We start from the raw sequence: 23,165 nt of genomic DNA, 5'->3' as shown, positions 1-23,165 counted from the left end.
TCACTGGATCAGGAAACGCGGGAACATCGGCATCGGAAGTCCCAGCACATAAGGAAACAGCAGCGCGCAGCCGAGCGTCAGGCAGCCCCCGACGATGATGGCCTCGAGCCATCTTGTCTCATGCGAGCCGAGCGCTGCGATCAGGAAGGCGGCAAAGGCGGAGACGACGAGGCCGAGCGGACGGATCGCGACCGCGAAGAACACGATCGCCGCCGACACGAACAGCGGGCCGCGCCAGGAATAGGCCGCGATATGCGGGCCATCCTGCAGAATTCCCATCAGCGCCACGGCGCCGCCGAGCAACAGCAGCAGCACGGCGAACATGCGCGGCGCAGTTCCGGCGCCGAACGAAAATCCGTGCATGCCCTGCAGATCGCTGGAGGCCCACAAGGCAAACAGCGCAACCGCCATCATGGCGAGCCCGCCGACAAAGTCCTGCGGACCGCGCACCCATTTCGGCAAGATCGATTTGACCGGCGCCTCGCTCGGCATATCGCTCATGACTTCGCTTCCCCCCGTCAGGGCTGTCCCGCCCGTTGTGATTGAATGGCTTGGCTTGTGGTGCGTTGACCGAAAGCCTTGCTAGCGATTTTCGTCAGACAACGCCAGCGAAACCCAAGAGACCTCCGGCAAGCAACATCCATAAGGGATTGATCCGCGTCGCAAAGGCAAGCGCGGCTGCGACAATGGTGATCAGGACCGCGATCCAACTTTGGTCTGATGTCCGCGCCACGATCAGGCCAGACGCGGCCATCAGCCCGATCGACAGCGGAACCAATGCCGCCTGAATGATGGCCGGCCAGCGCGCCTCGCGCGAGCGCTCGAGGAAACGGCTCACATAATAGGCAAGCAGCGCGGTCGGTCCGCACATCGCCACCGTCGCGGCCAACGCCCCGGCGACGCCTGCGACGGAATAGCCTATCAGCGTCACGATCAGCACGTTCGGTCCCGGCGAGAGCTGAGAGATCGCAAACACGTCGGCGAACTGCTTGTCGGTCAGCCAGTGATGCACGTCGACGGCGGCGCGGTGCATTTCGGGGATCGCCGAATTGGCCCCGCCGACCGCAAACAGCGACATCAGACCGAAGGTCCAGACCAGCGCGGCGATCGGGCTGGGCTCCGAGCTCATGCCTTCACCATGCGTCGCGCCAGCACCGTCGTCGCAATGCTGAGCGGGATCGCCACCAGCAGCACGATCTGGAGCGGCCACCGGATCAGACCGATCGCGACGAAGACCGCGGACAGGATGACGAGGCCCGTGACATCACGCCGCTTCAACAACGGCATCATCATCTTGAGGACGACGGCGAACAGCAGCCCGACCGCGGCGCAGGCCACGCCGGCGAGGGTCCGGCGCAGCACGTCGATATCGCCGTAGCGGGCGTAGAGTGCGGCAAGCACGGTCGCGATCACCATCGGCGGCCCGACCAGCCCGGCGAAGGCCGCAAGCCCGCCGGCGATGCCGCGGAAGCGCGAGCCGAACACGACCGAAAGGTTGACGATGTTCGGACCTGGCAGGAAATGGCACAGCGCGAAGGTCTCGTTGAACTCCTCCGCGGTCATCCAGCGGTGCTGCTCGACGATCGACCGCCGGGCCCAGACCAGGACCCCGCCAAAGCCGGCCAGCGACATCTTGGCAAAGGCCAGGAACAGCTCGAGCAGGCCGGGCTGGTGGGGCCGAGACGGTGCGAAGGCATCCGGCGCCGGGGCGCCAGCCGGCGGGGATTCCGGGGGCATGGCCAAAATCTAGAACGGCGCCAGGACGCCGGCCAACCCAAATCGGCGTGTTTTCACATCTGAACAAGCCTGAATCGGCTCTATTTTTCTCCGTTCGTGCCGCCTATATTGGGGGTGCCGGTTCGCCGGCTATGGAAATAAATGACCGTCGCAATAAACCATTCGGACCCGGGGGCGGTACCCGGCGCCTCCACCAAAACCCATCCCGAGCCCTTGGCTCCGGTGGCTTTTGGCGGGGGCGAAATAGGATCGACGAGGGCGTAAAGGGCGTGTTTTTTCTCGGTATGGTTCCGCCGACATCGGGCCAATGCAATAGTTGCCAACGACAACTTTGCTCCGGTTGCTCAGGCTGCGTAACGCAGTTTGAAAGACCATCTTAAAGTCCTAACGGGTTAAGCTCCGTTAGGCGGGGTTCGGAGGCACCTGGCAACAGAAGCCTCCACTTATTTCCAATCGGGCGTCCGCCCGCATTATGAGCTGCCGGCCCTGCTGATTTCCGGCTCCCGGCGGGGTAGCATATGGCCAAAAGGGCGAGTCGGACGGTCCGGCGGCGCTCATCGGCCATTTTTCGAAGCGACAGGATCACCATGGCGACCGATCACATCCGATATGACGTGCTGGCGCGCGATGCGCTGCGCGGGGTGCTGCGCCGGGTCCTGTCGGATGCGGCCGAACATGGCCTGCCGGGTGAGCACCATTTCTACATCACCTTCCTCTCGCACGGCGACGGCGTGAAGCTGTCGCCTCGGCTGCTCGCGCAGTACCCGGAGGAGATGACCATCATCCTGCAGCACCAGTTCTGGGATCTGGTGGTGACCGAGGACCGGTTCGAGGTCGGGCTGTCGTTCGGCGGGATTCCCGAGCGGCTGAACGTGCCGTTCGCTGCGGTGACCCGCTTCCTCGATCCGTCCGCCCCCTTCGACCTGCGGTTCGACGTCTCGGATGCGCTGTCCGAGGAGGCCCCTCCCGCCACGGCGCCTGCCGCTCCGCTTCCCGCACCTGCCGCCCGGGCGGCGGTCGAGACCGAGACGGCCGAGACCGAGCCGGAGCCCACAAAGCCCAGCGAAGGCGCCGAGGTCGTGCGGCTGGACCGCTTCCGGAAGAAATAATCTAAACACCGATCGATCCTCGACCTTGTAGGATGCTTGCGAGGGGTCGGGATGACAGATCGTCATCCCGGACTATCTTCTGCATGAACGTGCTTCCGCGCGGACGCTTTCGCGTTGTCGCGGCGGAAAGCCGGCACACCGCCGGACCACGTTCTGATGACGCAACGGAGAGCATGCATGGCTCAATCGACGACACCATCCAACGCCGCCACCCGTAGCGAGACCGACAGCTTCGGTCCGATCGACGTCGCCGCTGATCGCTACTGGGGCGCGCAGACCGAGCGCTCGCGGCAGAACTTCAAGATCGGCCACGACCGGATGCCGATCGCGATCATCCATGCACTCGCCCTCGTCAAGCTTGCCGCAGCCGAGACCAATCGCGAACTCGGCCAGCTCGATGCGCGCCGCGCCGATGCCATCATCAGCGCCGCCAGGGAAGTGATCGAGGGCAACCTCGACGATCATTTTCCGCTGGTGGTCTGGCAGACCGGATCGGGCACGCAGACCAACATGAACGTGAACGAGGTGATCGCCAACCGCGCCAACCAGATGCTCGGCGGCGAGCTCGGCGCCAAGCAGCCGATCCATCCGAACGATCATGTCAACATGAGCCAGTCGTCGAACGACTCGTTTCCGACCGCGATGCATATCGCTGCGGCGGGCCGCATCATCGCCGACCTGATCCCGGCCCTCACCGAGCTGCATCAGGCGTTGCACCGGAAGCAGGAGGCGTTCGCCAGGATCGTGAAGATCGGACGCACCCATACCCAGGACGCAACGCCGCTGACGCTCGGCCAGGAATTCTCCGGTTACGCCGCGCAGGTCGAGAGCGGCATCGCGCGGCTGCACACCGCGGTGAAGGAGCTGTTTCCGCTCGCGCAGGGCGGCACCGCCGTCGGCACCGGGCTCAACTCGAAGCCGGAATTCGCGAGCGCCTTCGCCAGGCATGTCGCCGAGATCACCAAGCTGCCGTTCACCAGCGCGGCGAACAAGTTCGAGGCGCTGGCCTCCAACGACGCCTATGTGCTGGTGCACGGCGCGATCAATTCGGTGGCGACCGGCCTGTTCAAGATCGCCAACGACATCCGCTTCCTCGGCTCGGGCCCGCGCTCGGGCCTCGGCGAATTGATCCTGCCGGAGAACGAGCCGGGCTCGTCGATCATGCCGGGCAAGGTCAATCCGACCCAGTGCGAAGCCATGACCATGGTCTGCTGCCAGGTGTTCGGCAATCAGACCACGATCACCGTCGCCGGCAGCCAGGGCCATTTCGAGCTCAACGTGTACAAGCCCGTGTTGGCATATTGTATGATAAATTCCATTCAGCTGCTGTCTGACGTTGTCCGCTCATTTACTGAGCATTGCGTTGTCGGCATACGCGCCGACGAAAAGCGCATCAACGAGCTGATGCAGCGCTCGCTGATGCTGGTGACGGCGCTCGCGCCGAAGATCGGTTACGACAATGCGGCCAAGGTCGCGAAGTCGGCACACGCGCACGGAACGACGTTGAAGGAAGAGGCTTTGCGGCTCGGATTCGTAACTGCCGACGAATTTGATCGCCTCGTGCAGCCGGACAAAATGACACACCCCGGCTAACGCGACGCGCGCAATGTCCGGATAATTACGGTCAGCGCGCGTGATATAATTATGCGTCATAACACCTAAAGGCTAAGGCTGTTCACCTATCAGCTCTGCGCCGGCGCGTGGTACAGACGTCTAGTTTTCGCAGAGCGAAACGGATTCTTTGATGCTATCACAAGCATCAGATGGAGATTCGGGATGGATATCGAGCCGGGCGCTTAGCGCGATCGCTCTTGCTTTCGTCACGATGCATCACCAAGTCCGCTGTGGGGACGATGAGGACGACGAGCATGGGCGACGTGGTCAACCTGAAACGATTCAAGAAGCGCGGCGAGCGCGAACAAGCAGCAAAGCAGGCCGAAGCCAATCGTGCGCTATTCGGTCGCACCAAATCCGAACGAGCGCGTGACGAATTTCTCGGCGAGCGCAGCGCGCGTGTGCTCGATCAGCACCTCCTAAACCAGCAGCGTATCGAAAGTGGAGACGCATCATGAAGTCTCCCGTCGTCAAGCGTTCGATCGTCGTCGCCGGTCACAAGACCAGCGTCAGCCTCGAAGAAGCCTTCTGGAACGGCATGAAGGAAATTTCCGGTCTGCGGAACATGACGCTGTCGGAGTTGGTCGGCGAGATCGACAGCAACCGGCAGCAGGGCAATCTGTCCTCCGCGATCCGTCTTTTCGTGCTCGACTACTTCCGCTCGCGCGCCACTCCGGCCGTGCCGACGGATGTCAGGCCGCAACAGGTCGACACGCGCCAGCAGGCCTGATGGCCTCACCGACCGTCGCTTCGGCAGACGGTCGTTCCGCCGCGCGGACTTCAGCATGAAGGTCAACCGCATCGTCGCCAACGCTGCCGCATCGGACATTGCGGCAGCGAAGTCGTTCTATCGCGATGTGCTCGGCCTCGAGCCGCTGATGGATTTCGGATGGGTTGCGACTTACGGCTCATCCGAAACGATGCAGGTTCAAATCAGCTTCGTTTCCGAAGGCGGCTCCGGCACAGCGATGCCGGATCTCTCGATCGAGGTCGACGATCTCGACGAGGTGCTGCAGCGGATGCGGGCCGCCGGCATCGCGATCGAATACGGGCCGGCTGATCAATATTCTCCAGCACCAATCGTAGGCTCTGATTCTGTCAGAACCGGAATACCCTAGTTCTGGATCGCCGGCCGCGGCGGCGGGTTGGCGACCTGCGGCGTCAGGGACAATGGCGGCCGCAGCGGCCTCGACCTGGCCGCGCCGGGCACCGGCTTGACCTCGATCGGCGGCGGCAGCGGCGCCAGCTGCGGCTGGCTCGCAACCGGCGCCGGCGGCACAATGGCGGGCGCGGTGGCGACCGGCGGCCGCGGCGCGACGATCTTCGGCTTCGCGGGCACGCGTCGCGGATCAGGGCCCGGCGCCGGCAAGTTGACGGAAGGCACTGCCGCCGAATTTGAGTTCGACGCATCAGGCGCCGGCCCGGCGGGAGGCGGAAGGGCCGCCGGGGTCGGCGGCGGCACCGGTTCGCCGCGCTCGATCGCATCGAGCCGCCTGGTCTCCCGGTCGATCGCGCGCACCGCAAGCCACGACGACAACGCCGCGATATCGATGCTGCGCGACAATCCGTCGGGCGTGCCCACCGCGAGCAGCTGGATTTCCGGGCGGCTGTTGCCGCTGCCGACCTGGGTCGATGCCAGTGCGGCGCGGATGTCGGCCTGGTCGCCCGGAATGTCGTAGCCGCCGGACACGATGACGTTGGCACCGCTCGCCGCGAGCGTGGTGGTGCCGAACCGGACACGGCCGTCGCGGATGTTGAAGGGAATTTGCGCAGAGGCGACCGACAGCGTACCTGCTGCGAGCGCCGGTTCGACGATCTGCCGCAGCCGCGTGTCGTCGGTCGCCTGCCCGGAATCGCTGGCGCGGATCGCAACGTCGAACGCGCGCGGATCGAGGCCCGGAAGATTCAGCCCCTCCAGCGACACGGCGCCGCTGCCGGACAGCGCACCGATCAGCGCCGAGGCGCTGCGGCCCTGCGTCAGCAGCGTCATCTGCATCGAGGCGCGTCCCTTGGGCATCGCGAGACTGCGGTAGCGCAGGGCCGAACCGTCGACACCCGAAAGCTGCACATTCGCATTCAAGGCGAGCCCGTTGACGCCCTGTCGCGCATCGATGGACGCGGTCGCCTCGCCGCCGCCGATCTTGCCCTTGACGCCGTCAAAGGTCAGCGACTGTCCATCCGACCTGATGGTGCCGCTGACCGGCTGCAGCTCGGCGCCGCCCGGCAGCAGACCGTGCAGCGCCTCGAACGTGACCTTGCCGCGCCAGGCGCTCGTCAGCCCCTGGCCGAGCGGCTCGGTCGTGTCGTGGCCGGCCGCGCCGATCGCCGCCGCGAAAATCGGCGCCAGCGTGATCTGGTCGAGGCCGACTTCGCCGTCGATGCTCTTCTGATCGGCGAGCGTCAGCGCCAGCCGGCCGCGCAGCCGCGAACCGGCGACGATGCTGTCGAGGTCGTCGAAGGTCAGCCGGTCACCCGCCAGCGTCAGCTTCGACGACAGGCGGATGTTTGCCGTCGGATCGGATGATTTCAGATTGAGCAGCGGACTGATGTCGGCGCTGCGGACACGGAGGCTGACGCTCGACTTGCCGTCGCTGGCCTCATTCTTCGACCACGGCTCCGCGGTGCCTTCCGCATCGGCGTCAAGCCCGCCGCCCCACAGCCGTGCCTTGAGCCGCAACGGCGCGTGCCATGCGCCGCTCGCCGTGCCCTCGAATTGCATTGCGCCCGCGCCGGCTGCGACCGCTCGGTCGAGCCCGAGCAGCGCCAGCAGCGCACGGCCCTCGCCGGCGGAGAATTTCGTCTCCCCCGCCACCTCGCTGCTGCGAAGGGCGTCGAAATCCAGCGCACGGATCGCGGCCACCGGCGGCGTCGCCGAGATCACCGTATTGCCCTTGAGCTGCGGCGTGTCGAGATCGACCGTCGCGCGCGCGCTGACGCGATCCGCGGCCTTGCCCTTGCCGAGGTCGAGCGCAAGCCTGGCACGGACCGGACCGGCATCCGCGCGCAGCACGCCGAGCCTGGCGGCAAGCGCCGGTGCGAATGGCTGGACCACAGCGGTCAGCCGGCCAAGCGACGCCGCGGTCGCATCGACCGCGAGCTTGCCGGTCGAATTGGCGCGATCGAAATTGCCGCTGCCCTCAAGCGTGACATTGTCGGGCTGACCGATCTTCACGCGCTCGAGCACGATGCTCTTCGGGCTGTAGGTGACCTTCGCCAGTAACGGCCGCAATTCCTGCCCCGAGGAGATTGCGCGCCCGACGTCGAGCGTCAGTTGCGCTTCGTCGGGCCACTCGGCCTGCGGACCGGCCAGCGAGCGGATCAGTGCCGCGGTCGCATCGAGGTCGAGCCGCTCCGCCTTCAACTGCGCCTCGACCTTCGAGCCGCTCGTCGCCTCGCGGTGCGCGACCGCGACGCGGCCCTCGATCGTGCCGCTCTCGATCTCCGCCTTCATCGCATCGATCGAAAAGCCGGCCGGCGACACCGTGACGTCGCCGCGCAACCGCAGCGGCTTCTGGCTGCGGTAGGCGATGTCGCCCCGCCCCTGCAGCCAGCTCATCAGCGTATCGGGGTCGGACGATTCGATGTTGAGCGCGGTCTTGAAGCTGTTCGACGCTCCGCCTTGCGCACTGGCGCCGCTCATCGAGACCCGCGTGGATCCCGGCGCGCGAAACTCCAGCCGGCGCACGGTCCATGATTTCGCATCCGATTGCAGCTCTGCCGAGACGTCCTGCAACGGACGGCCACCGAGCATGATCTGCTCGGATGTCAGCTCGACCTGCGCCGGTATCGGGCTTTGCGGAAGGCCCGACAACACCGCGCGCATCGCCGGCAGCACGCGCACCGGCTCGACATTGCCGTTGCCGGCGTCCTTGGCGCTATCCTTGCCGCTGTCCTTGCCGCTGTCCTTGGCGGCGAACTTGTCGCCATCGAGCTGTCGTGCGGCAAGCGAGGCGCGCAGCAGCGGCGACGCACCGAATTTGAGATCGCCGTTTCCTGCGAGCTTCAGTGCGCGGTCCTCGCCGCCATAGCTCACCTCGACCTGGTCGAGACGGGCCGCCGAATAATCCGATTTGATCCTGGCGGCGATCCGCCAGGGCGGCATGTCGCTGCCGCCGCGCTGGCCGGGCGTGCCCGCCAGCGTCACGCTGCCCTCGAACCGCGGTGCGCGGGCCTCGAAGGTCAGGATGCCGTCGAGATCGGCCGACACCGGCCGTTGGCCGGGATCGATGTTGAAATGCAGGCGGGTGCCGCTGCCGTCGGCGCTTTGCCCCGACGAGATCCGAAACGGGTAGCGGTTGCCGTCGAACATGAAATTGCCGTCGCCGCGGACCGCGCCGGCAAGCGAGCGGACATCACCGCTGAAGGCAATGTCGTTCAGCTCGAGCGTGCTGCGGCTCGCGGCATCGTGCAGCGCGACGCGGCCGGTCAGATTGAGACGGTCGATCGCCAGCGAAGCCAGGTTGAAGCTGCCGCTCGACGGCGACCAGTCGATCCGCCCCTTTGGATCGAGCCCGAGGTCGAGCGACACGCCGTTGATGGTGAGTTCGTTCGCGCGCCATTCGCCGCGCATCAGCGAGCTCAGGCTGAGCTCGACATCGAGATTGGCGGCGCGGACCTTGCCGAGGTCGTTGGCGCCGCCGACGCTGACGTTTTTCAACCGCAGCGAGGGCGCAGGCAGCAGACGCGCGTCGAGATTGCCGGCGACACGAACCGGCATGCCGATGATCTTGGACGCCTCCGTCTCGAACTGCGGCCTGAACTGGTTCCAGTCAACGAAATACGGACCGACCAGCGCGGCGACCAGCGCAAGAATGAAGGCGATTGCCAGGCCGAGCAGCGTCGTCTGCACGGTGTCTCCCTTTGAGCCCGCTCCGCGGCAGCCTCCTTATGCTGAACCCTTTGCCAACCCTTGGCCGGAGCAACCCAAATATAGAGACAAGTATGGCGAAGTCACAGCGGCTTTACCGCTGCGACGTCAGGTGGAAGGGGGATTTCCGTTCAAGCGTGCGTGCACGCCGGCCGGCGCGGCGGGATTGCTGCCCTGCCGCGCATCCCGGATGTGACCACATCCCGGATGTCACCACATCCCGGATGTCACCAGCTCGCAGGGAGCCGCTTCAGCCCGCGCAGCACGAAGGTCGGCCGCCACTCCGGATTTTCCGCGTCATCGAGCCGCAGATCGGGGATCCGGCGCAGCAGCGTCGTGATCGCGATCTCGGCCTCGATCCGCGCCAGCTGGGCGCCGAGGCAGAAATGGATGCCGCCGCCGAACGACAGCGGCTTCACGTTTGGCCGCTGGATGTCGAGCTTCTCGGGATGGTCGGGATAGACAGCCTCGTCGTGGTTGGCCGAACCCAGCAGGCACAGCACGCTCTCCCCCTTCGGGATGCGCTTGCCGCCGAGATCTTCGATGTCTTCCAGCGCGACGCGGCCGGTCAGCTGCACCGAGGAATCGTAGCGCAGGAACTCCTCGATCGCATTGGTGATCAGGCCGGGATTGGCCTTCAGCAGCGCGAGCTGGTCCGGGTTGCGGAACAGCGCGAGCAGGCCGTTGCCGATCAGGTTGACGGTGGTCTCGTGGCCGGCGCCGAACAGCAGGATGATGTTGGCGGTCAGTTCCTCGTTGGTCAGCTTCTGGCCGTTCTCCTCGGCCTGCACCAGCTGGGTGGTGAGGTCGTCGCCGGGCTGCTTGCGGCGCAGCTCGAACAACTGGTGGAAGTACATCGCCGCCATCGCGTTGCCGGCGTTGCCCTGCTTGATCTCCTCCGCCGACAGCGGCACCGGCTCGAGCAGGCGGCCGCCGTCGCGCGAACCATTGTAGAAGGCTTCGCGATGCTCCTCGGGGATGCCGAGCATGTCGCAGATGATCGTCACCGGCAGACGGAACGCGAAATCCTCGATCAGGTCCATCTTCCCTTGCGGAATGATGCGGTCGAGCGTCTCGTCGACGACGTGCTGGATGCGCGGGCGCATGTCCTCGACCCGGCGCGCGGTGAACGCCTTGACCACGAGGCCGCGCAAACGGGTGTGGTCGGGCGGGTCCTGCTGCAGCATCCAGTGGCTCATGCTGCGGATGACCGGCTCGTCCATGATCTTCGGACCGTAGCGGCGGATCGAGCGCTCGACATAATCCTTGCCGAACCGCTTGTCGCGCAGCACGAGGCTCGCCTCCGCATGCCGGCTGGCGACGAAGGCGCCGTGTGCATTGACATGCATCGGATCGAGACGGCGCAGCCGCTCATAATACGGATAGGGATTGCGAATGAATTCGGGCGCCAGTGGGTTGAAAAGCGGCTCGCCGCTGGCCGGCTGAACTTGCTCGTTCATGGTGACCTCGTTCGTGCGCTACGCCGGTGCCTGCACTCTGGCGCGCCTTGGTGTCATCCTCAAGACCGCACCAACACGGGTACGGCCATTCTGATTTTAGCAACTCAAGTCTTGGCAACTGCAACTCGATACACTCTTGTATCGAGTTGCATTGTGCCCTAAACTACGCGGATGTCAAGGGTTCGAACCAGACCGACACGGGACGACACCTGCGAGAAGCTGTTCGAGGCGGCGGCGCGGGTGTTCGAGGAACAGGGCATCGGCGGCGCCAGCATCGAGGCGATCGCGGCCGCGGCGGGCTTCACCCGCGGCGCGTTCTATTCGAACTTCAAGAGCAAGGACGAGCTGATCTTCGCGATGCTCGAAGATCACGTCGAGCAATCGATCCGGCGCAATCTCGATCTGCTCGCCAAGCACAAGGACCTCGCCGACTTCCTCGAGGCGCTGCGCACAGTGGACCGCAGCCGGCAGGATCCGCTCGGCCGCTCCCCTCTCCTGCACATGGAGATGATCCTGTTCGTGGCGCGCGCCGAGAAGCGGCGGCCCGAGCTCGCCAAGCGCCTGCGCGCGCGGCGCAAGCTGATCGCCGATATCGTCGAGACCGCGCAGAAGAACAGCGGCAGGAACGCCAGACTCAATCCGGACTGGACCGGCGCGATCGTGCTGGCGCTGGAAGATGGTTTCCGCCTGCACCGCCTGATCGATCCGGAGACCACGCCCGCCGACAGTTGCCTGCGCGCGATCACCGACCTGCAGCGGGCGATCGGCGTTTCAACCGCCTGATCCGTCAGGCCCCGCTGGCGACCTTGTGCATCTGTCCGGCGACGGCGCGGACCTTGCGTGGTGAAGCCTGCCAGATCGCGAACGCCGACAGCAGGCTGACCGCAATGCCGAGCAGGAACGCGCTCGTATAGCTGCCCGAGAGATCATAGAGTTGTCCCGTGACCCAGGGGCCGAGGGCTCCACCGGCGAGCGCGGCCAGCATCACGGTGCCGAAGATGCTGCCGTAATGCTTGCCCTGGAAGATCTCGAGCACCACCGGTCCCATCACCGATGTCAGGCCATAGCCGAGCGCGCCCTGGGTGAAGACCATGAGATAGATCAGCGCCATGCTCGGCCAGTATTTCAGGGCGGCGAGCGCGGCAAAGCAGATCACGAAGCCGAAGCAGGAGATCGCCCACACCCATTCGCGGCCGATGCGATCGGAGAGGTGCCCGAGCCAGATCTGGCCGGGAATGCCGAGCAGGCTGACGACGCCGAGCGCCCAGACGCCGACATTGGAGCTGAAGCCGATGTCGAGCAGGAATTTGGTCTGGTGCACCTGCACCGCGTACCAGATGTACAGGCCGCAGAAATAGCCGATCGCGATCCACCAGAACCGCGCGGTGCGCAGCGCCAGCGACAGTGTCCAGTCGGTGCCGGCCCACACCGGATCGACGATATTCGACGCGGGCCTCGTCGACGTCGCCGTCGGCGCAGCATCGCCGTCCGGCTGCAGGCCGATGTCCTCCGGCCGCTTGTGCAGCAGCAGATTGATCGGCGCGAGCACGACCAGCACCACGATCCCCATTGCGGTGCAGGCGGTGCGCCAGCCGGTATGCTCGATCATATGCTGCACCCATGGCAGCAGCGTCACCGAGCCGATGCCGACACCGGCGAAGGCGAGCCCGATCGCCAGCCCGCGGCGGCGGAGGAACCAGTTCGGCACGAACAGCGATTGCCCGGAATAGCCGAGGCAGACGCTGCCGGCGCCGACCAGCACGCCGATGGTGAGATAGAGGTGCCAGGGCTGCGTGGTCAGCGGGGCCAGCAGCAGGCCTGAGCCCATCAACAGGACACCAAGCTCCATCACCGCGCGCGGCCCGCCGCGGTCCATAAGCCGGCCGATCAGCGGGCTCGCGATCGCCGAGGCAACGAAGCCGAACGAGAATGCGCCCGCGGTAACGCCGCGCTCCCAGCCGAATTCGGAGATGATCGGCGGATAGAACAGCGAGAACGCCGTTCGCGCATTGACGCCGATCGCCATGGTGACGAACGTCACCGCGACGATGATCCAGCCGTAGAAGAAGGGAAGTCGCATGAGGGGTCTTGGTTGCCAGGGTCAGAGGACGATACCTGTTTCAGCCCGCGTCCGCTGACGGTCAAGTCCCATGGACCGACAAGGTTGGCTTCACAGGCCGGTATTCCACCAGCCCGCGTCAATTCGCTCGATCAACAGCCCGAATTGTGTGAAGCAATTCATAGACAGTTAGGTCCGGCGCGGCAAACTCGCGCACGATGTCGAAGCCCTCGGCCATGCCAGCTGATCTTCCGTTGCCTGCGGAAATTCCGAGCACGCTCGACCGGGCGGCGGGCGGCACCGGATACAATGATGACGATTGCTCCCGCGGTAACGCCGCGCTCCCGGCCGAACTCGCCCACGATCGGCGGCCAGAACGGACAATTCCATTTCCTGCATTGACGCAGATCAATGGTGACGCGTTTCGCCGCAACGATGATCCAGCCATGCAGTCAAGGGGCGCAGTTGCGTTGCATGCGCAAGGCACGAACGCCTCCTCAAAGGTTGCAAACAGTATACTGTACCAGCCCGGTCGGTCGGCACACCCTGCCGGATGAAGCCTTCCTTTATAACCTTGATGCAGATATTCTTTTCACGTTGATGTCCTTTTCCTTGTGCCGGATTTTAGTCGCGTATCAGTAAAATTTTGCAGAAGTATCAATAATATGATGATGACCCCATCAGTCCCGGAAGTTCGCCGACGTCTTGCGGCAATCCTTGCGGCGGACGTGGTCGGGTATACGCGCTTGATGGAGGCGCACGAGGAAAACACCCACACCCGGCTGATGCAATTGCGCTCGGAAATCCTCGACCCGGGCGTCACGGCGCAGAACGGAAGGATCGTCAAGAATACCGGCGACGGCTTCCTCGCGACATTCGATACCGCGCGCGATGCAACGCGGTGCGCTCTGTCGCTGCAAGAAGCCCTGGCCGTGAACACGGCCGCGATGCCCGCCGACGAGCGCATCAGCTTTCGCATCGGGCTGAATGCCGCAGACATCATCGTCGAAGAGGATGACGTCTACGGCGAGGGCGTGAACATCGCGGCGCGCCTGCAGAACTATGCGCAAGCGGGCGGCGTCGTGGTGTCGGGAGCCGTTGCGGAGCAGATCGGCCAGGACCTGGACGTCAGCGTGATTGACCTTGGCGACCTGCATCTTCGCAACATGGGCCGGCCTGTCCGCGTGTATGCGCTGCACCGACCCATGCAGCCCGCGAAGCTGGTCGGCGAAGCCCCGGTGGGCTCAGAACCCCGCCCCTCGATTGCCGTGCTGCCGTTCCGCATGAACCTGGCCACGCCGGAAGAGGGTTATTTCGCCGATGGTGTCGTCGACGACATCATTCGCGGCCTTGCCGGGCTCAAGGAGCTTTTCGTCGTATCGCGCGGGTCCAGCCTCGGCTTCAGCGGCCGCAACGTCGATGTGCGCGAGATCGGACGTCGGCTCGGGGTTCGCTATGTCCTCTATGGCGGGATTCAGAGGACGATGACTTCGGTCCGCATCGTGACCGAGCTCAGCGACGCCGAGTCGGGCGAGGTCATTCGTTCGGATTTGCACGAAGGCGACCTTCGCGAGCTGTTTGCGCTCCAGGATCGGATTGCCGTCAATGTCGTAAGACAGATCGCGCCGCAGGTTCGCGAGCGCGAGCTGATGCGATCGATGCGCAAGCATCCGCAGAACCTGACCGCCTACGACCTCGTGTTGCAGGCGCTCGATCTGCTGTACCGGATGGACTACGATTCCTTTTCCAAGGCGCGCGGCCTGCTCGAGCAAGCCATTTCATACGACCCCAATTTTTCGCTGGCCTATTCCTACGTCGCGCTGTGGTACGTGTTCCGGATCGGGGAAATCGGATCTCCGGATCCCGAGGGGGATGCCATCGCCGGCGCCCGATACGCCAAGGAGGCGATCGATCGAGGCGGCGACGATGCATTTGCGCTGGCGGTGTACGGTCACGTCCAGTCATTCCTGCTGCACGACTTTCAAGGCGCAAGGATAGCCTTGGACCGCGCCATTGCCGCTGGCCCGAGTTCAGCCATGGCCTGGACCATGGCAAGCGCAACATCCGGCTTTCTTGGCGATGGCCCTGCCGCCCTGCACCAGGGTGAGCAGGGCGTCCGGCTCTCGCCGCTCGACGCGCGCTCGTTCTGGCACGAGGGATTGTTCGGCCAGGCTCACTACGTCAATGGCGATTATGAGCAGGCATTGGAGTGGGTGCGTGGCGCACTGAACCGCAACGGACTTATTCGCTTCAATCATCGCCTGCTCATCGCCACGCTTGGTGCGCTGGGCCGTCGTGAAGAAGCGGCGGAGGCGGCGCGCCGCTATTTGGAAATTCAACCCGGATTCCGCATTTCGTCCTACGCGCCGCGCTGCCCGTTTCGTGGCGAGGCATTGGACACCTGGCTCGGCCACCTGCGATCGGCGGGGCTTCCTGATTGACTGGTATTGCTGACGACAACTGCCGACAGAGGGAGAGACGTCAATGACAGGCAACACAGGTAACACGGGCAATACCGGAAACACCGGCAATACCGGTAATACCGGAAACACCGGCAACGTCGGAGGGGGTGGTTGGTTTATCTCGGACCGCGTCGACCTGCCGTTCGTGACACGGCTCGATCCCTCCGGCACGGACGAGCTTGGCACTCTGCGGCGGACGCCGCCGGCGCATTTCGGCAGCCGGCAATGGTCGGCAAACTGGTATGCGTGGCGTGTCCTGCATCAGTTCATCGCCAATGCTCCCGGCTGGGCAGCGACCGTCGACGCCGACGCCACCCTCACGCAGATTCGGGCCGACCTGGTCGCCAACTATTCCGCCCAGATCGACAACCTCGTGCTCGCCGCCCGGGACGAACGGCCCGATGCCATGGGCCTGATCCTCTCGCAGGACGCCGAATTCTTCACGGATTTTCTGGCTGTGCTGACCGCGAGGCCCGGCTCGCATACGCAAACCTGGCGCCTGTTGAATATCGCGAGTTTGATTGGGTCCTTTGCAGCACTGTATTTCAAGGACAAGTACGATTTGCCCCGGCCGTCGCAGATTTGTCCCGCATTGCTGCCGCCGATCCAGGTCCCCGGCCACTCATCCTGGCCGAGCGGGCATTCCACCCAGGCACATTTCATGAAGAACTGCATGCTGCGGGTGTTCGCCACGGCGGCGGTGTCTGCGGCTGACCAGGCCGTCTGGAAATCCGACCTGTCGATCCTGGCGGATTCGATCGCCCGAAACCGCGAGATTGCCGGCGTGCATTATCCGAAGGATTCGGAAGGCGGCGCCAGAATTGCCGATCTGCTGGACACCGCCATTCTGACACCAAACGTCGTGCCGATGTTTGACGCCGCAATCGCGGCTGCCGCAGGCGAATGGCAATGAGCACCCGGGACGGGCGGAGCCCCACATACGACACCGAAGGCCTGAAGAAGGTCATCAGGGATTCGACGACCAGCGTGCTTCCTCCCACCGGATTTCGCACGATGGTCGCCTCGCAGGACGAGCTGAAGGCGCTCGGCTTTCCAAGACGACCAGACCCGGTGCTGCAGCCGGCCGAGTATGCATTCTGGCTGAAGATGTTTGGTCCGACGGTGGCGTTCGAGGCCTTCGATATCGCAGTGCTTCCCCCCGTCACGGCGGGCCTGCGCCGATCGTTCGACCAATCGCCGCGGCGCGAGAGCAGCCTCAACTGGTCCGGCGCCTACATCACGCCGAGGGATGGCACCGTATTCTCGTCGGTCTGGGGGAAGTTTCAGGTGCCGACGCCAACCCAGCCGGCGAGCGGCCGGGCCAGCGAGATCTATCACAGTTCGACCTGGATCGGCTTTGATGGACAACGTCGATACTACAGATCGACGCTGCCGCAGATCGGCACCGCGCAGAACATCGACCCTGCCGCAGGCGCTGGCAGCCCGACGACCTCGTTCTTCGCGTGGTGGCAATGGTGGGTCAGGGGCGACCCGGCCCAGGCGCATCCCATCACGCTCGTGTCGCCGAAGATTCATGCCGGCGATCTGATCATGTGCCTCATGCAGGTGGCGCCGGATCGCACCGGAGTGTCGTTCGTGATCACCAACCTCACGACCAGTCGTTCCGTGCAGTTCTTTCAAACCGCCCCCCTGACGCAGCTGGGGCAACCCTTCAAGATTCCCGGCGCAACGGCGGAATGGGTGATGGAGCGCTCGGCCCTCCCGAGAAATCCAACCCCGCTGCAGCTCCCGGACTACGGCACCGTGGTCTTCCACGATTGCGGCGCGTCGGCAATCAACATGGATACCGCAGCGGTGGTCGAGCGCAATCTCTCAGGCGCGAAGCTCATCGACATGTACGTCGTGAAGGAGAACGCGAAGAGGATCGAGAAGCCCTCCATCGCGAGGCCGATCGGTTCGACGGAGTTCCTGACCTACTTCCGCTAAAGCATGATCCGGAAAAGTGCGAAGCGGTTTTCCGAAGAGATCATGCTCAAACAAGGAGATAAAGCGCGATGACGATTCAACCTAGTCTCATCGCGCTTTGGCGCGCGTTAGACAGCGCTCCGGCTGCGAGACTCGGCACTGATGAAGTTGGAACGGCGCCCTACGCCAGGGCGTGGCTTTCATGGCCGAAATAGGCGCGCTCGAGCCGATGCGCGAGGTCGCTCTCGCCGGTCACAGCCTCGAGCGCGATCGTCCCCTGCACCAGCGCATAGACCCGATCGGCACACGCCAGCGCCTTCTCGAGCAATTGCTCGACCAGCAGCACGGAGGTGCCCTGCCCGCGCAACCGGCCGATGACATCGAGGACGCGATCGACCAGCACCGGCGACAGTCCGGCGGAGGGCTCGTCGAGCATCAGCAGCCGCGGCCGGCGGACGAGACCTTGCGCCACCGTCAACATCTGCTGCTGCCCGCCCGACAGCGCGCCGCCGCGCTCGTGGCGCTTCTCGGCGATCTCGGGAAAGAATGACAGCGCCTCCTCGACCCGCACGGCGCGTTCCGCGCGCGGCAGATCGTAACCGGCGAGAAGCAGATTGTCGGTGACCGAGATCTGCGTGAATACGCGATGGCCTTCGATCACATGCACGAGCCCGGCCCGCGCGGCATCGCGCGGCGTGGCGTTGGTCATGTCGCGTCCGCCGAACCGGACCTGCCCGGCGTTGACCGGCAACAGACCCGAGATCGCGCGCAGCAGCGTGGTCTTGCCCGCGCCGTTCGGACCGAGCAGCGCCACGACCTCGCCGGCGGCGATCGTCATGTCGATGCCGTGCAGCACGCGGATCTTGCCGTAGCCGGATTCCAGCGCGCGCACGTCAAGCAGAGGTTCAGCCGCCGAGGTAAGCACTGACGACCTCCTTGTGGACGCGAATCTCCGCCGGCGTTCCAGCCGCCAGCGTGCGGCCGAGATTGAGCACGGTGACCTGATGGCAGATGTCGAAGATCAGGTCGGCATGATGCTCGACCAGCAGCACGCCGGTGCCGCGGGCGCAGACCGCCTTGATCAGGGTAGCGAGCCGCTCGATCTCGTCATTGGACAGGCCTGCCGCGGGCTCGTCGAGCAGCAGGAAGTCGGGATCGAGCATCAGGGCGCGTGCGATCTCGATGAAGCGCAGCTCGCTGTGCTGCAGGCGATCGGCGCGCACGTCGGCGAGCGCCTCGAGGCCGACGACGCCGAGCAGCGCCCGAGCCTTCGCAGCGAGCATGCGTTCGTCCGCGCCGTTGCGCGGCAGTGCCAGCATCGCCTCGACGAAGTTTGCCCTGCCCTCGATCGAGCCGCCGATCATGACGTTCTCCAGCACCGAGGCCTCACCGATCACGCGCGGCGTCTGGAAGGTGCGCGCGATGCCGCGAGCGGCGCGCTCGACCGGCTGGCCCGCCGGCAACGGCGCGTCGCCGAGCGTCATGGCGCCCGCCTTCGCGGCGTAATAGCCCGAGATCACGTTCAGCGTAGTGGTCTTGCCGCTGCCGTTCGGGCCGATCAGCCCATGGATCTGGCCAGGCGCGACATCGAGGTCGAGGCCGTCGATCGCCTTCACATTGCCGAAGCTCAGCGCGATGCCGCGGAGTTGCAGCGGCTTGCCGCCGTCGCGCCGGCGCACGATGTCGGCAAGCGCGGCCGGGCGCGGCACGATGGCGCGGTTGCTGGCAAGCGGCCGACGGTTGCGGAAATCGAGCAGCGCCGCGATGCCGCCCGGCATCACCAGCACGATCAGCAGCAGCAGCACCGCGTAGAGAAACGTCGACCACGCCGCCAGCGGCGCAGCGATCTCCGGCAGGATGGTCAGGATGATGGTGCCGAGCATCGGCCCGAGGATCGAGCCCCGGCCGCCGATCAGGATCGCGATGAAGAACAGCACCGAGAGGTCGAAGGTGAAGGCATCGGGCGTGATGTAGGTCTGCAAGGTCGCGAACAACCCGCCGGCGATCGCCGCCAGCGCGCCGGCGAACAGGAAGATCGCGATCAGCATCTTCGGCTTCGAGATGCCGCTGGCTTCGGCGGCGACCTCGGCGTCGCGCACCGCGATCAGCGCGCGGCCGAAGCGGCTGCGCGCAACATTGGCGCTCATCCAGGTCGTGAATGCAGCGAACGCGATGCAGAGGCCATAGAAGCCCCATGGCGTATTGAGCGGCGCCGGGAATTCCGGGCCGGCAATGCCGATGCCGCCACCGGTCACGCTCTGCCAGGCCAGCGCGATCTGGGTCACGATGGTCGCAAAGCCCAAGGTCGACATCGCGAAATAGAAGGTGCGCAGCCGCAAGGCCGGCAGGCCGACGATGACGCCGAAGACCGCGCCGATCAGGCCCGCGATCGGCAGGGCGGCGAACACCGGAACGGCCGGCAGCACATTGCCGGCGACCAGCACGCTTGTCGTGTAGGCGCCGAGCGTCAGCAGCGCGACATAGCCGATCGCAAGGTGACCGGCGAAGCCGACCACCAGATTGAGACCGGACACCAGCACCCAGTAGATCGCCGCGCGGGTGCCGATCAGCACCCAGTAATCATTGCTGACGAACGGCAGCAGCACCGCTGCCGCCAGAATGCCGAGGAACGGCAGGATGTGCGGCAACGCGGCGCGCCATGCGCCGCTGCCGGTTCGGGGCGGAGCGGCTGCGACCGAGGTCATCACACCCTCCGCGCGGTGGAGGCGCCGAACAGCCCTTGCGGCGCGGCGAGCAGCACCACGATGAACAGCGTGAACACCGCGACCGAGGAGAAGATGCCGCCGACCAGGAAGTTCGCCGCCTGCTGGAACAGGCCGAGCGCCAGCCCGCCGATGATTGCACCTCTGTTGTTGCCGAGCCCGCCCAGCGCCACCGGCACGAAGCCGTAGAAATTCAGCAGCGCGCCATTGGCGAAGAAGGCGAGCAGCAACTGCCCGCCGGAAAATCCGGCGATGCCGCCGACCACGCCGGCCAGCGCGTAGCTCGCAACGCGCAGATTGCGCTCGGGCAGGCCAAGCGCGCGGGCCGCGAAATTGTCTTCCGCGATGGCCAGGAATGCGCGGCCGACCAGCGTGCGGCGGTAGAGATATTCGAGGCTGATGATGGTGACGGCGCAGGCGACGACCGGCAGCCAGAATTTCTCGTCCCAAACGCCCTCGCCGAAGCCTGCGATGCGCGGGAACGGCTGCGGCTCGGTACCCCATTTGATCGCGGTGACCTGCTGGATCATCAGCGCGACGGCCAACGTAGAGAGCACGTAGAGGTGCTGGTCGAGGCTCTTGAGCACCGGCCGCACCGCGACGAATTCGGTGATGATCCCGATCACCGCGCAGCACAGCAAGGTCAGCACGAATCCGGCCGCGATCGGCAGGCCGAGCTTCAGCGTGAACATCGAGCCGAACACCCCGCCCAGCATTGCAAGCTGGCCGGCGGTGAAGCTCATCACCCGCGAGGTCGAGAACATAGTGTTGTAGGTGACGCCGACCAGCGCGTAGATCGCGCCCGCCGCGAGACCGGATGCAAGGATCGAGGCCAGCATCGCTGCGCCCTCGCCCGCTTATGTGTATCCCGGCGCCAGCGCGAAGGTGCCGTTCTTGGCGGTCGAGGATTCCGACATCACGATCTCTTCGGTCAAATAGCCGTTATGCTCGGTCGGCGAGAAGCGGTAATTGCCGAAATAGCCGGGATAGGTCGACAGCGAATTCCAGTATTTGATGATGCCGGCGCTGTCGGTCGAACCGCTTTCCGCAACGGCTTTGGCGATCAGCTCGATGCAATCGATGCCGCCCGCGACCCACCACAGCAGCGTATCGTTCAGCGCGATATTGGCCTTGGTCAGCCGCGCGACCAGGTCCTCGCTCTTCGGCGGCAGCTTGCCGGCGCTGTCATAGCTGCAGCTCTTGTAGCCGATCGCATAGACCTTCTTCCAGTTCTCCGGCTTTGCAACGAGGCTCGCGAGCTCGCCGGACGCCATCGAGGGATGCCCGACGAAGGGAACGTCCCAGTTCATCGCGGCGCGGGTGTTGAACATGCGCGCCTCCATGCCGGTCGAGACGCTCCACACCACGATCGCCTCGGCGCCGGCGTTCTTGGCGCGCAGCATGTCCGGCGTCATGTCGGGCTGCGTGGCGTCGATATTGGCCTGGTAGACCACTTCGGCACCGTCCTTCTTGAACGCAGCGACGGAGGCGCCGACCGCGGTGACGCCATAGCCGGTGGTGTCGCCGATCACCGCGACCTTCTTCACCTTGAGGATCTTCAGGCAATAATTGCGCACGGCATCGTCCCACTGATTGTTGGACGGCGCGATGCGGAACGCATTGGGGAACTTGACCGGATCGATCAGGGTCTCGACCACGCAAGGATGCAGGTCGGGCATCTTGGCGCGCGCCATGATCGGCGTCGTCGCCAGCGCTTCGCCCGAATTCAGCGGCCCCCAGATCGCGTGAACCTTGGCCTGGCTGATCAATTCCTGCGTGGCGTTCACGGCCTTGGTCGGATCGCCCTGGGTGTCGCGCATGACAAGCTCGATCTTGCGGCCCTTCACCCCGCCGGCGCCGTTGATGGCATCGACTGCGAAGTTGACGCCGCGATTGAACCCGATGGTCGGCGCCGAGCTCGGCCCGGTGATCGCCGCGAGACAGCCGATCTTGATCGGTTCCGATTGTGCGATGGCCGGCGCCGGGAAGGAGAAGGATGCGGCGCCGAGTGCGCCGGCGCTGCCCAATAAAACGTCACGGCGTGAAATGGCCATGTGATGCTCTCCCTGTTTCCCTCTCGGCGCCCGTCGTTCGTTGCGGGACGTCCGTTGATTGATTGTCCGCGCGCTCAGGGGCCGCGGTTTGACGGGCTCAAGTTTGGGCTGGATGCGAAGCCCTTGTCCAGCCCCTCGGCCGGCATTGCGACCAGCCGAACTTTCATGGCCGCGGTCGCCGCGTCCAGTGCTCGGCATTGACAGCGCCGACCGGGATCTCGCCGGCGACTATCTTCGTGACCTGGCGCACGGTCTCCGATGACTGATGCTCGATGGCTTGCGGCGTCAGACCGCCGACATGCGGCGTTGCAATGACATTGAGCAGCGTCGCGAGTTCCGGCGTCGGCATCTGGTCCGGCGCGCGGCCGACATCCATCGCCGCGCCGGCGATGCGGCCGTCGCGTAACGCAATTGTCAGCGCCGCCTCGTCGACGAGGTTGCCGCGCGAAAGGTTGATGAAGAACGCGTGCGGCTGCATGCGCGCCAGCGCGGCCTGCCCGATCAAATTCTCGGTCTCTGCATTGGCGATCGCGAGACAGACGACATAGTCGGCGCGCGCCAAGAGATCGTCGAGCGGCAGATGCGCGATCGCGGCGTCATCTGGCGTGACGAAGGGATCGGCGACCAGCACGCGCATGCCGAGCGCCTTCGCGATACCGGCAAGATAGCGCCCGATGCTGCCATAGCCGATGATGCCGATCGTGCTGCCCGCAAGCTGCCGGCCCATCACGACCTCGGGCGCCCTGCCCGCATGATAGTCGGCGGTGGCGCGCGAGACGCCGCGCGACAGGTCGACCATGAAGCCGAGCGCGAGCTCGGCGACCGACTGGACGAAGCCGGCGCTCGCCTGCGTCACCAGCACGCCCGCCGACGATGCCGCCGCGACGTCGATGTTGCGGATATCGACCGCGCAGCGCACGAAGGCGCGCAGCTTTGGCAACAGCGGAAAGATCTCCCCAGGCCCCTGCGTCATGCGATCGGCGACGATGATATCGACATCGGCCGCGGCTGCGACCAGCGCAGCCGCGTCAAGCGCCTCGTCACCTTCGTGCAGCCTGACGTCGGCGACCGCGCGCAGACCGCTCAGGCTGCGCTCGCCGTAATAGTCGCGGCGCATCTGCGGTGTATGGGCGAGCAGGACCTTCACCTTTCGA

General features: G+C 65.2%; 20 protein-coding genes and 1 other RNA gene. 10 read left to right on the top strand and 11 right to left on the bottom strand.

Annotated elements, in window-relative coordinates; translation table 11 throughout:
* From XH92_RS13770 to XH92_RS13760, 3 genes are all read right to left on the bottom strand, one after another.
* The gene (locus XH92_RS13770; protein ID WP_194459689.1) at positions 1-501 is read right to left on the bottom strand and encodes a tripartite tricarboxylate transporter TctB family protein; all 501 of its coding nucleotides are present in this window, start codon (positions 499-501) and stop codon (positions 1-3) included.
* A gap of 94 nt (positions 502-595) precedes the next feature.
* On the bottom strand, positions 596-1,129 hold the full coding sequence (locus tag XH92_RS13765) for a chromate transporter (protein ID WP_194459688.1): 534 nt from the start codon (positions 1,127-1,129) through the stop codon (positions 596-598).
* The gene (locus XH92_RS13760) at positions 1,126-1,737 is read right to left on the bottom strand and encodes a chromate transporter (protein ID WP_194459687.1); all 612 of its coding nucleotides are present in this window, start codon (positions 1,735-1,737) and stop codon (positions 1,126-1,128) included. Before XH92_RS13760 ends, XH92_RS13765 begins: the two co-directional genes overlap by 4 nt.
* A 77-nt stretch (positions 1,738-1,814) precedes the next feature.
* Between XH92_RS13760 and ssrA the strand changes: the two genes are divergently transcribed.
* From ssrA to XH92_RS13730, 6 genes are all read left to right on the top strand, one after another.
* Positions 1,815-2,181, top strand: a transfer-messenger RNA (tmRNA) gene (ssrA, locus tag XH92_RS13755).
* Between the two features lie 143 nt (positions 2,182-2,324).
* On the top strand, positions 2,325-2,846 hold the full coding sequence (locus tag XH92_RS13750) for an SspB family protein (RefSeq protein WP_194459686.1): 522 nt from the start codon (positions 2,325-2,327) through the stop codon (positions 2,844-2,846).
* A gap of 177 nt (positions 2,847-3,023) precedes the next feature.
* On the top strand, positions 3,024-4,439 hold the full coding sequence (gene fumC / locus XH92_RS13745; RefSeq protein ID WP_246788396.1) for a class II fumarate hydratase: 1,416 nt from the start codon (positions 3,024-3,026) through the stop codon (positions 4,437-4,439).
* A gap of 275 nt (positions 4,440-4,714) precedes the next feature.
* The gene (locus XH92_RS13740) at positions 4,715-4,918 is read left to right on the top strand and encodes a DUF4169 family protein (RefSeq protein WP_194459684.1); all 204 of its coding nucleotides are present in this window, start codon (positions 4,715-4,717) and stop codon (positions 4,916-4,918) included.
* Complete coding sequence (locus tag XH92_RS13735; RefSeq protein ID WP_021077181.1) at positions 4,915-5,190, top strand: ribbon-helix-helix domain-containing protein; 276 nt, start codon at positions 4,915-4,917, stop codon at positions 5,188-5,190. The genes XH92_RS13740 and XH92_RS13735 overlap by 4 nt, the downstream gene beginning before the upstream one ends.
* 55 nt (positions 5,191-5,245) lie before the next feature.
* Positions 5,246-5,578 carry a VOC family protein gene (locus tag XH92_RS13730; RefSeq protein ID WP_194459683.1) on the top strand — a complete coding sequence of 111 codons (333 nt, stop codon included), beginning with the start codon at positions 5,246-5,248 and terminating at the stop codon, positions 5,576-5,578.
* Here XH92_RS13730 and XH92_RS13725 read toward each other — a convergent pair.
* Together XH92_RS13725 and XH92_RS13720 are read right to left on the bottom strand one after the other, a co-directional pair.
* The gene (locus XH92_RS13725) at positions 5,575-9,309 is read right to left on the bottom strand and encodes an AsmA family protein (protein WP_194459682.1); all 3,735 of its coding nucleotides are present in this window, start codon (positions 9,307-9,309) and stop codon (positions 5,575-5,577) included. The genes XH92_RS13730 and XH92_RS13725 overlap by 4 nt on opposite strands.
* 245 nt (positions 9,310-9,554) lie before the next feature.
* The gene (locus XH92_RS13720) at positions 9,555-10,787 is read right to left on the bottom strand and encodes a cytochrome P450 (protein ID WP_194459681.1); all 1,233 of its coding nucleotides are present in this window, start codon (positions 10,785-10,787) and stop codon (positions 9,555-9,557) included.
* 171 nt (positions 10,788-10,958) lie between these two features.
* On the opposite strand from XH92_RS13720, the gene XH92_RS13715 reads away from it, so the two are divergent.
* Positions 10,959-11,570 (top strand): TetR/AcrR family transcriptional regulator, encoded by a 612-nt coding sequence (locus tag XH92_RS13715; protein ID WP_194459680.1) that lies wholly within the window; start codon positions 10,959-10,961, stop codon positions 11,568-11,570.
* Between the two features lie 4 nt (positions 11,571-11,574).
* Here the strand turns inward: XH92_RS13715 and XH92_RS13710 are convergent, their stop codons facing one another.
* Complete coding sequence (locus tag XH92_RS13710; RefSeq protein WP_194459679.1) at positions 11,575-12,867, bottom strand: MFS transporter; 1,293 nt, start codon at positions 12,865-12,867, stop codon at positions 11,575-11,577.
* A 650-nt stretch (positions 12,868-13,517) separates the two neighbouring features.
* On the opposite strand from XH92_RS13710, the gene XH92_RS13705 reads away from it, so the two are divergent.
* From XH92_RS13705 to XH92_RS13695, 3 genes are read left to right on the top strand one after another with little or no spacing between them, the layout of a single operon-like run.
* Positions 13,518-15,287, top strand: a complete 1,770-nt coding sequence (locus XH92_RS13705) for an adenylate/guanylate cyclase domain-containing protein (protein ID WP_194459678.1) — start codon at positions 13,518-13,520, stop codon at positions 15,285-15,287.
* Between the two features lie 43 nt (positions 15,288-15,330).
* The gene (locus XH92_RS13700) at positions 15,331-16,221 is read left to right on the top strand and encodes a phosphatase PAP2 family protein (RefSeq protein ID WP_194459677.1); all 891 of its coding nucleotides are present in this window, start codon (positions 15,331-15,333) and stop codon (positions 16,219-16,221) included.
* Complete coding sequence (locus tag XH92_RS13695) at positions 16,218-17,255, top strand: A4/G1 family peptidase (protein ID WP_194459676.1); 1,038 nt, start codon at positions 16,218-16,220, stop codon at positions 17,253-17,255. The genes XH92_RS13700 and XH92_RS13695 overlap by 4 nt, the downstream gene beginning before the upstream one ends.
* 160 nt (positions 17,256-17,415) lie before the next feature.
* On the opposite strand, the gene XH92_RS13690 is transcribed toward XH92_RS13695, so the two are convergent.
* The 5 genes from XH92_RS13690 to XH92_RS13670 form a co-directional block, all read right to left on the bottom strand.
* A complete protein-coding gene (locus XH92_RS13690) occupies positions 17,416-18,159 on the bottom strand; it encodes an ABC transporter ATP-binding protein (RefSeq protein ID WP_194459675.1) in 744 nt (247 codons plus the stop codon).
* The gene (locus XH92_RS13685; protein WP_194459674.1) at positions 18,140-19,939 is read right to left on the bottom strand and encodes an ATP-binding cassette domain-containing protein; all 1,800 of its coding nucleotides are present in this window, start codon (positions 19,937-19,939) and stop codon (positions 18,140-18,142) included. Before XH92_RS13685 ends, XH92_RS13690 begins: the two co-directional genes overlap by 20 nt.
* Positions 19,939-20,796: a branched-chain amino acid ABC transporter permease gene (locus XH92_RS13680; protein ID WP_194459673.1), complete on the bottom strand. Its 858-nt coding sequence runs from the start codon at positions 20,794-20,796 to the stop codon at positions 19,939-19,941. Before XH92_RS13680 ends, XH92_RS13685 begins: the two co-directional genes overlap by 1 nt.
* Before the next feature lie 18 nt (positions 20,797-20,814).
* Positions 20,815-22,011, bottom strand: coding sequence for an ABC transporter substrate-binding protein (locus XH92_RS13675; RefSeq protein WP_194459672.1), 1,197 nt, complete (start codon positions 22,009-22,011; stop codon positions 20,815-20,817).
* A 163-nt stretch (positions 22,012-22,174) separates the two neighbouring features.
* Positions 22,175-23,158 (bottom strand): NAD(P)-dependent oxidoreductase, encoded by a 984-nt coding sequence (locus XH92_RS13670; protein WP_194459671.1) that lies wholly within the window; start codon positions 23,156-23,158, stop codon positions 22,175-22,177.
* Between the last annotated feature and the right edge of the window lie 7 nt (positions 23,159-23,165).

The organism is Bradyrhizobium sp. CCBAU 53421 (genome assembly GCF_015291625.1).
Lineage (GTDB): Bacteria > Pseudomonadota > Alphaproteobacteria > Rhizobiales > Xanthobacteraceae > Bradyrhizobium.
The sequence above is the reverse complement of the archived record's forward strand: the minus strand, read 5'-3'. Positions and strand labels throughout refer to the sequence as shown.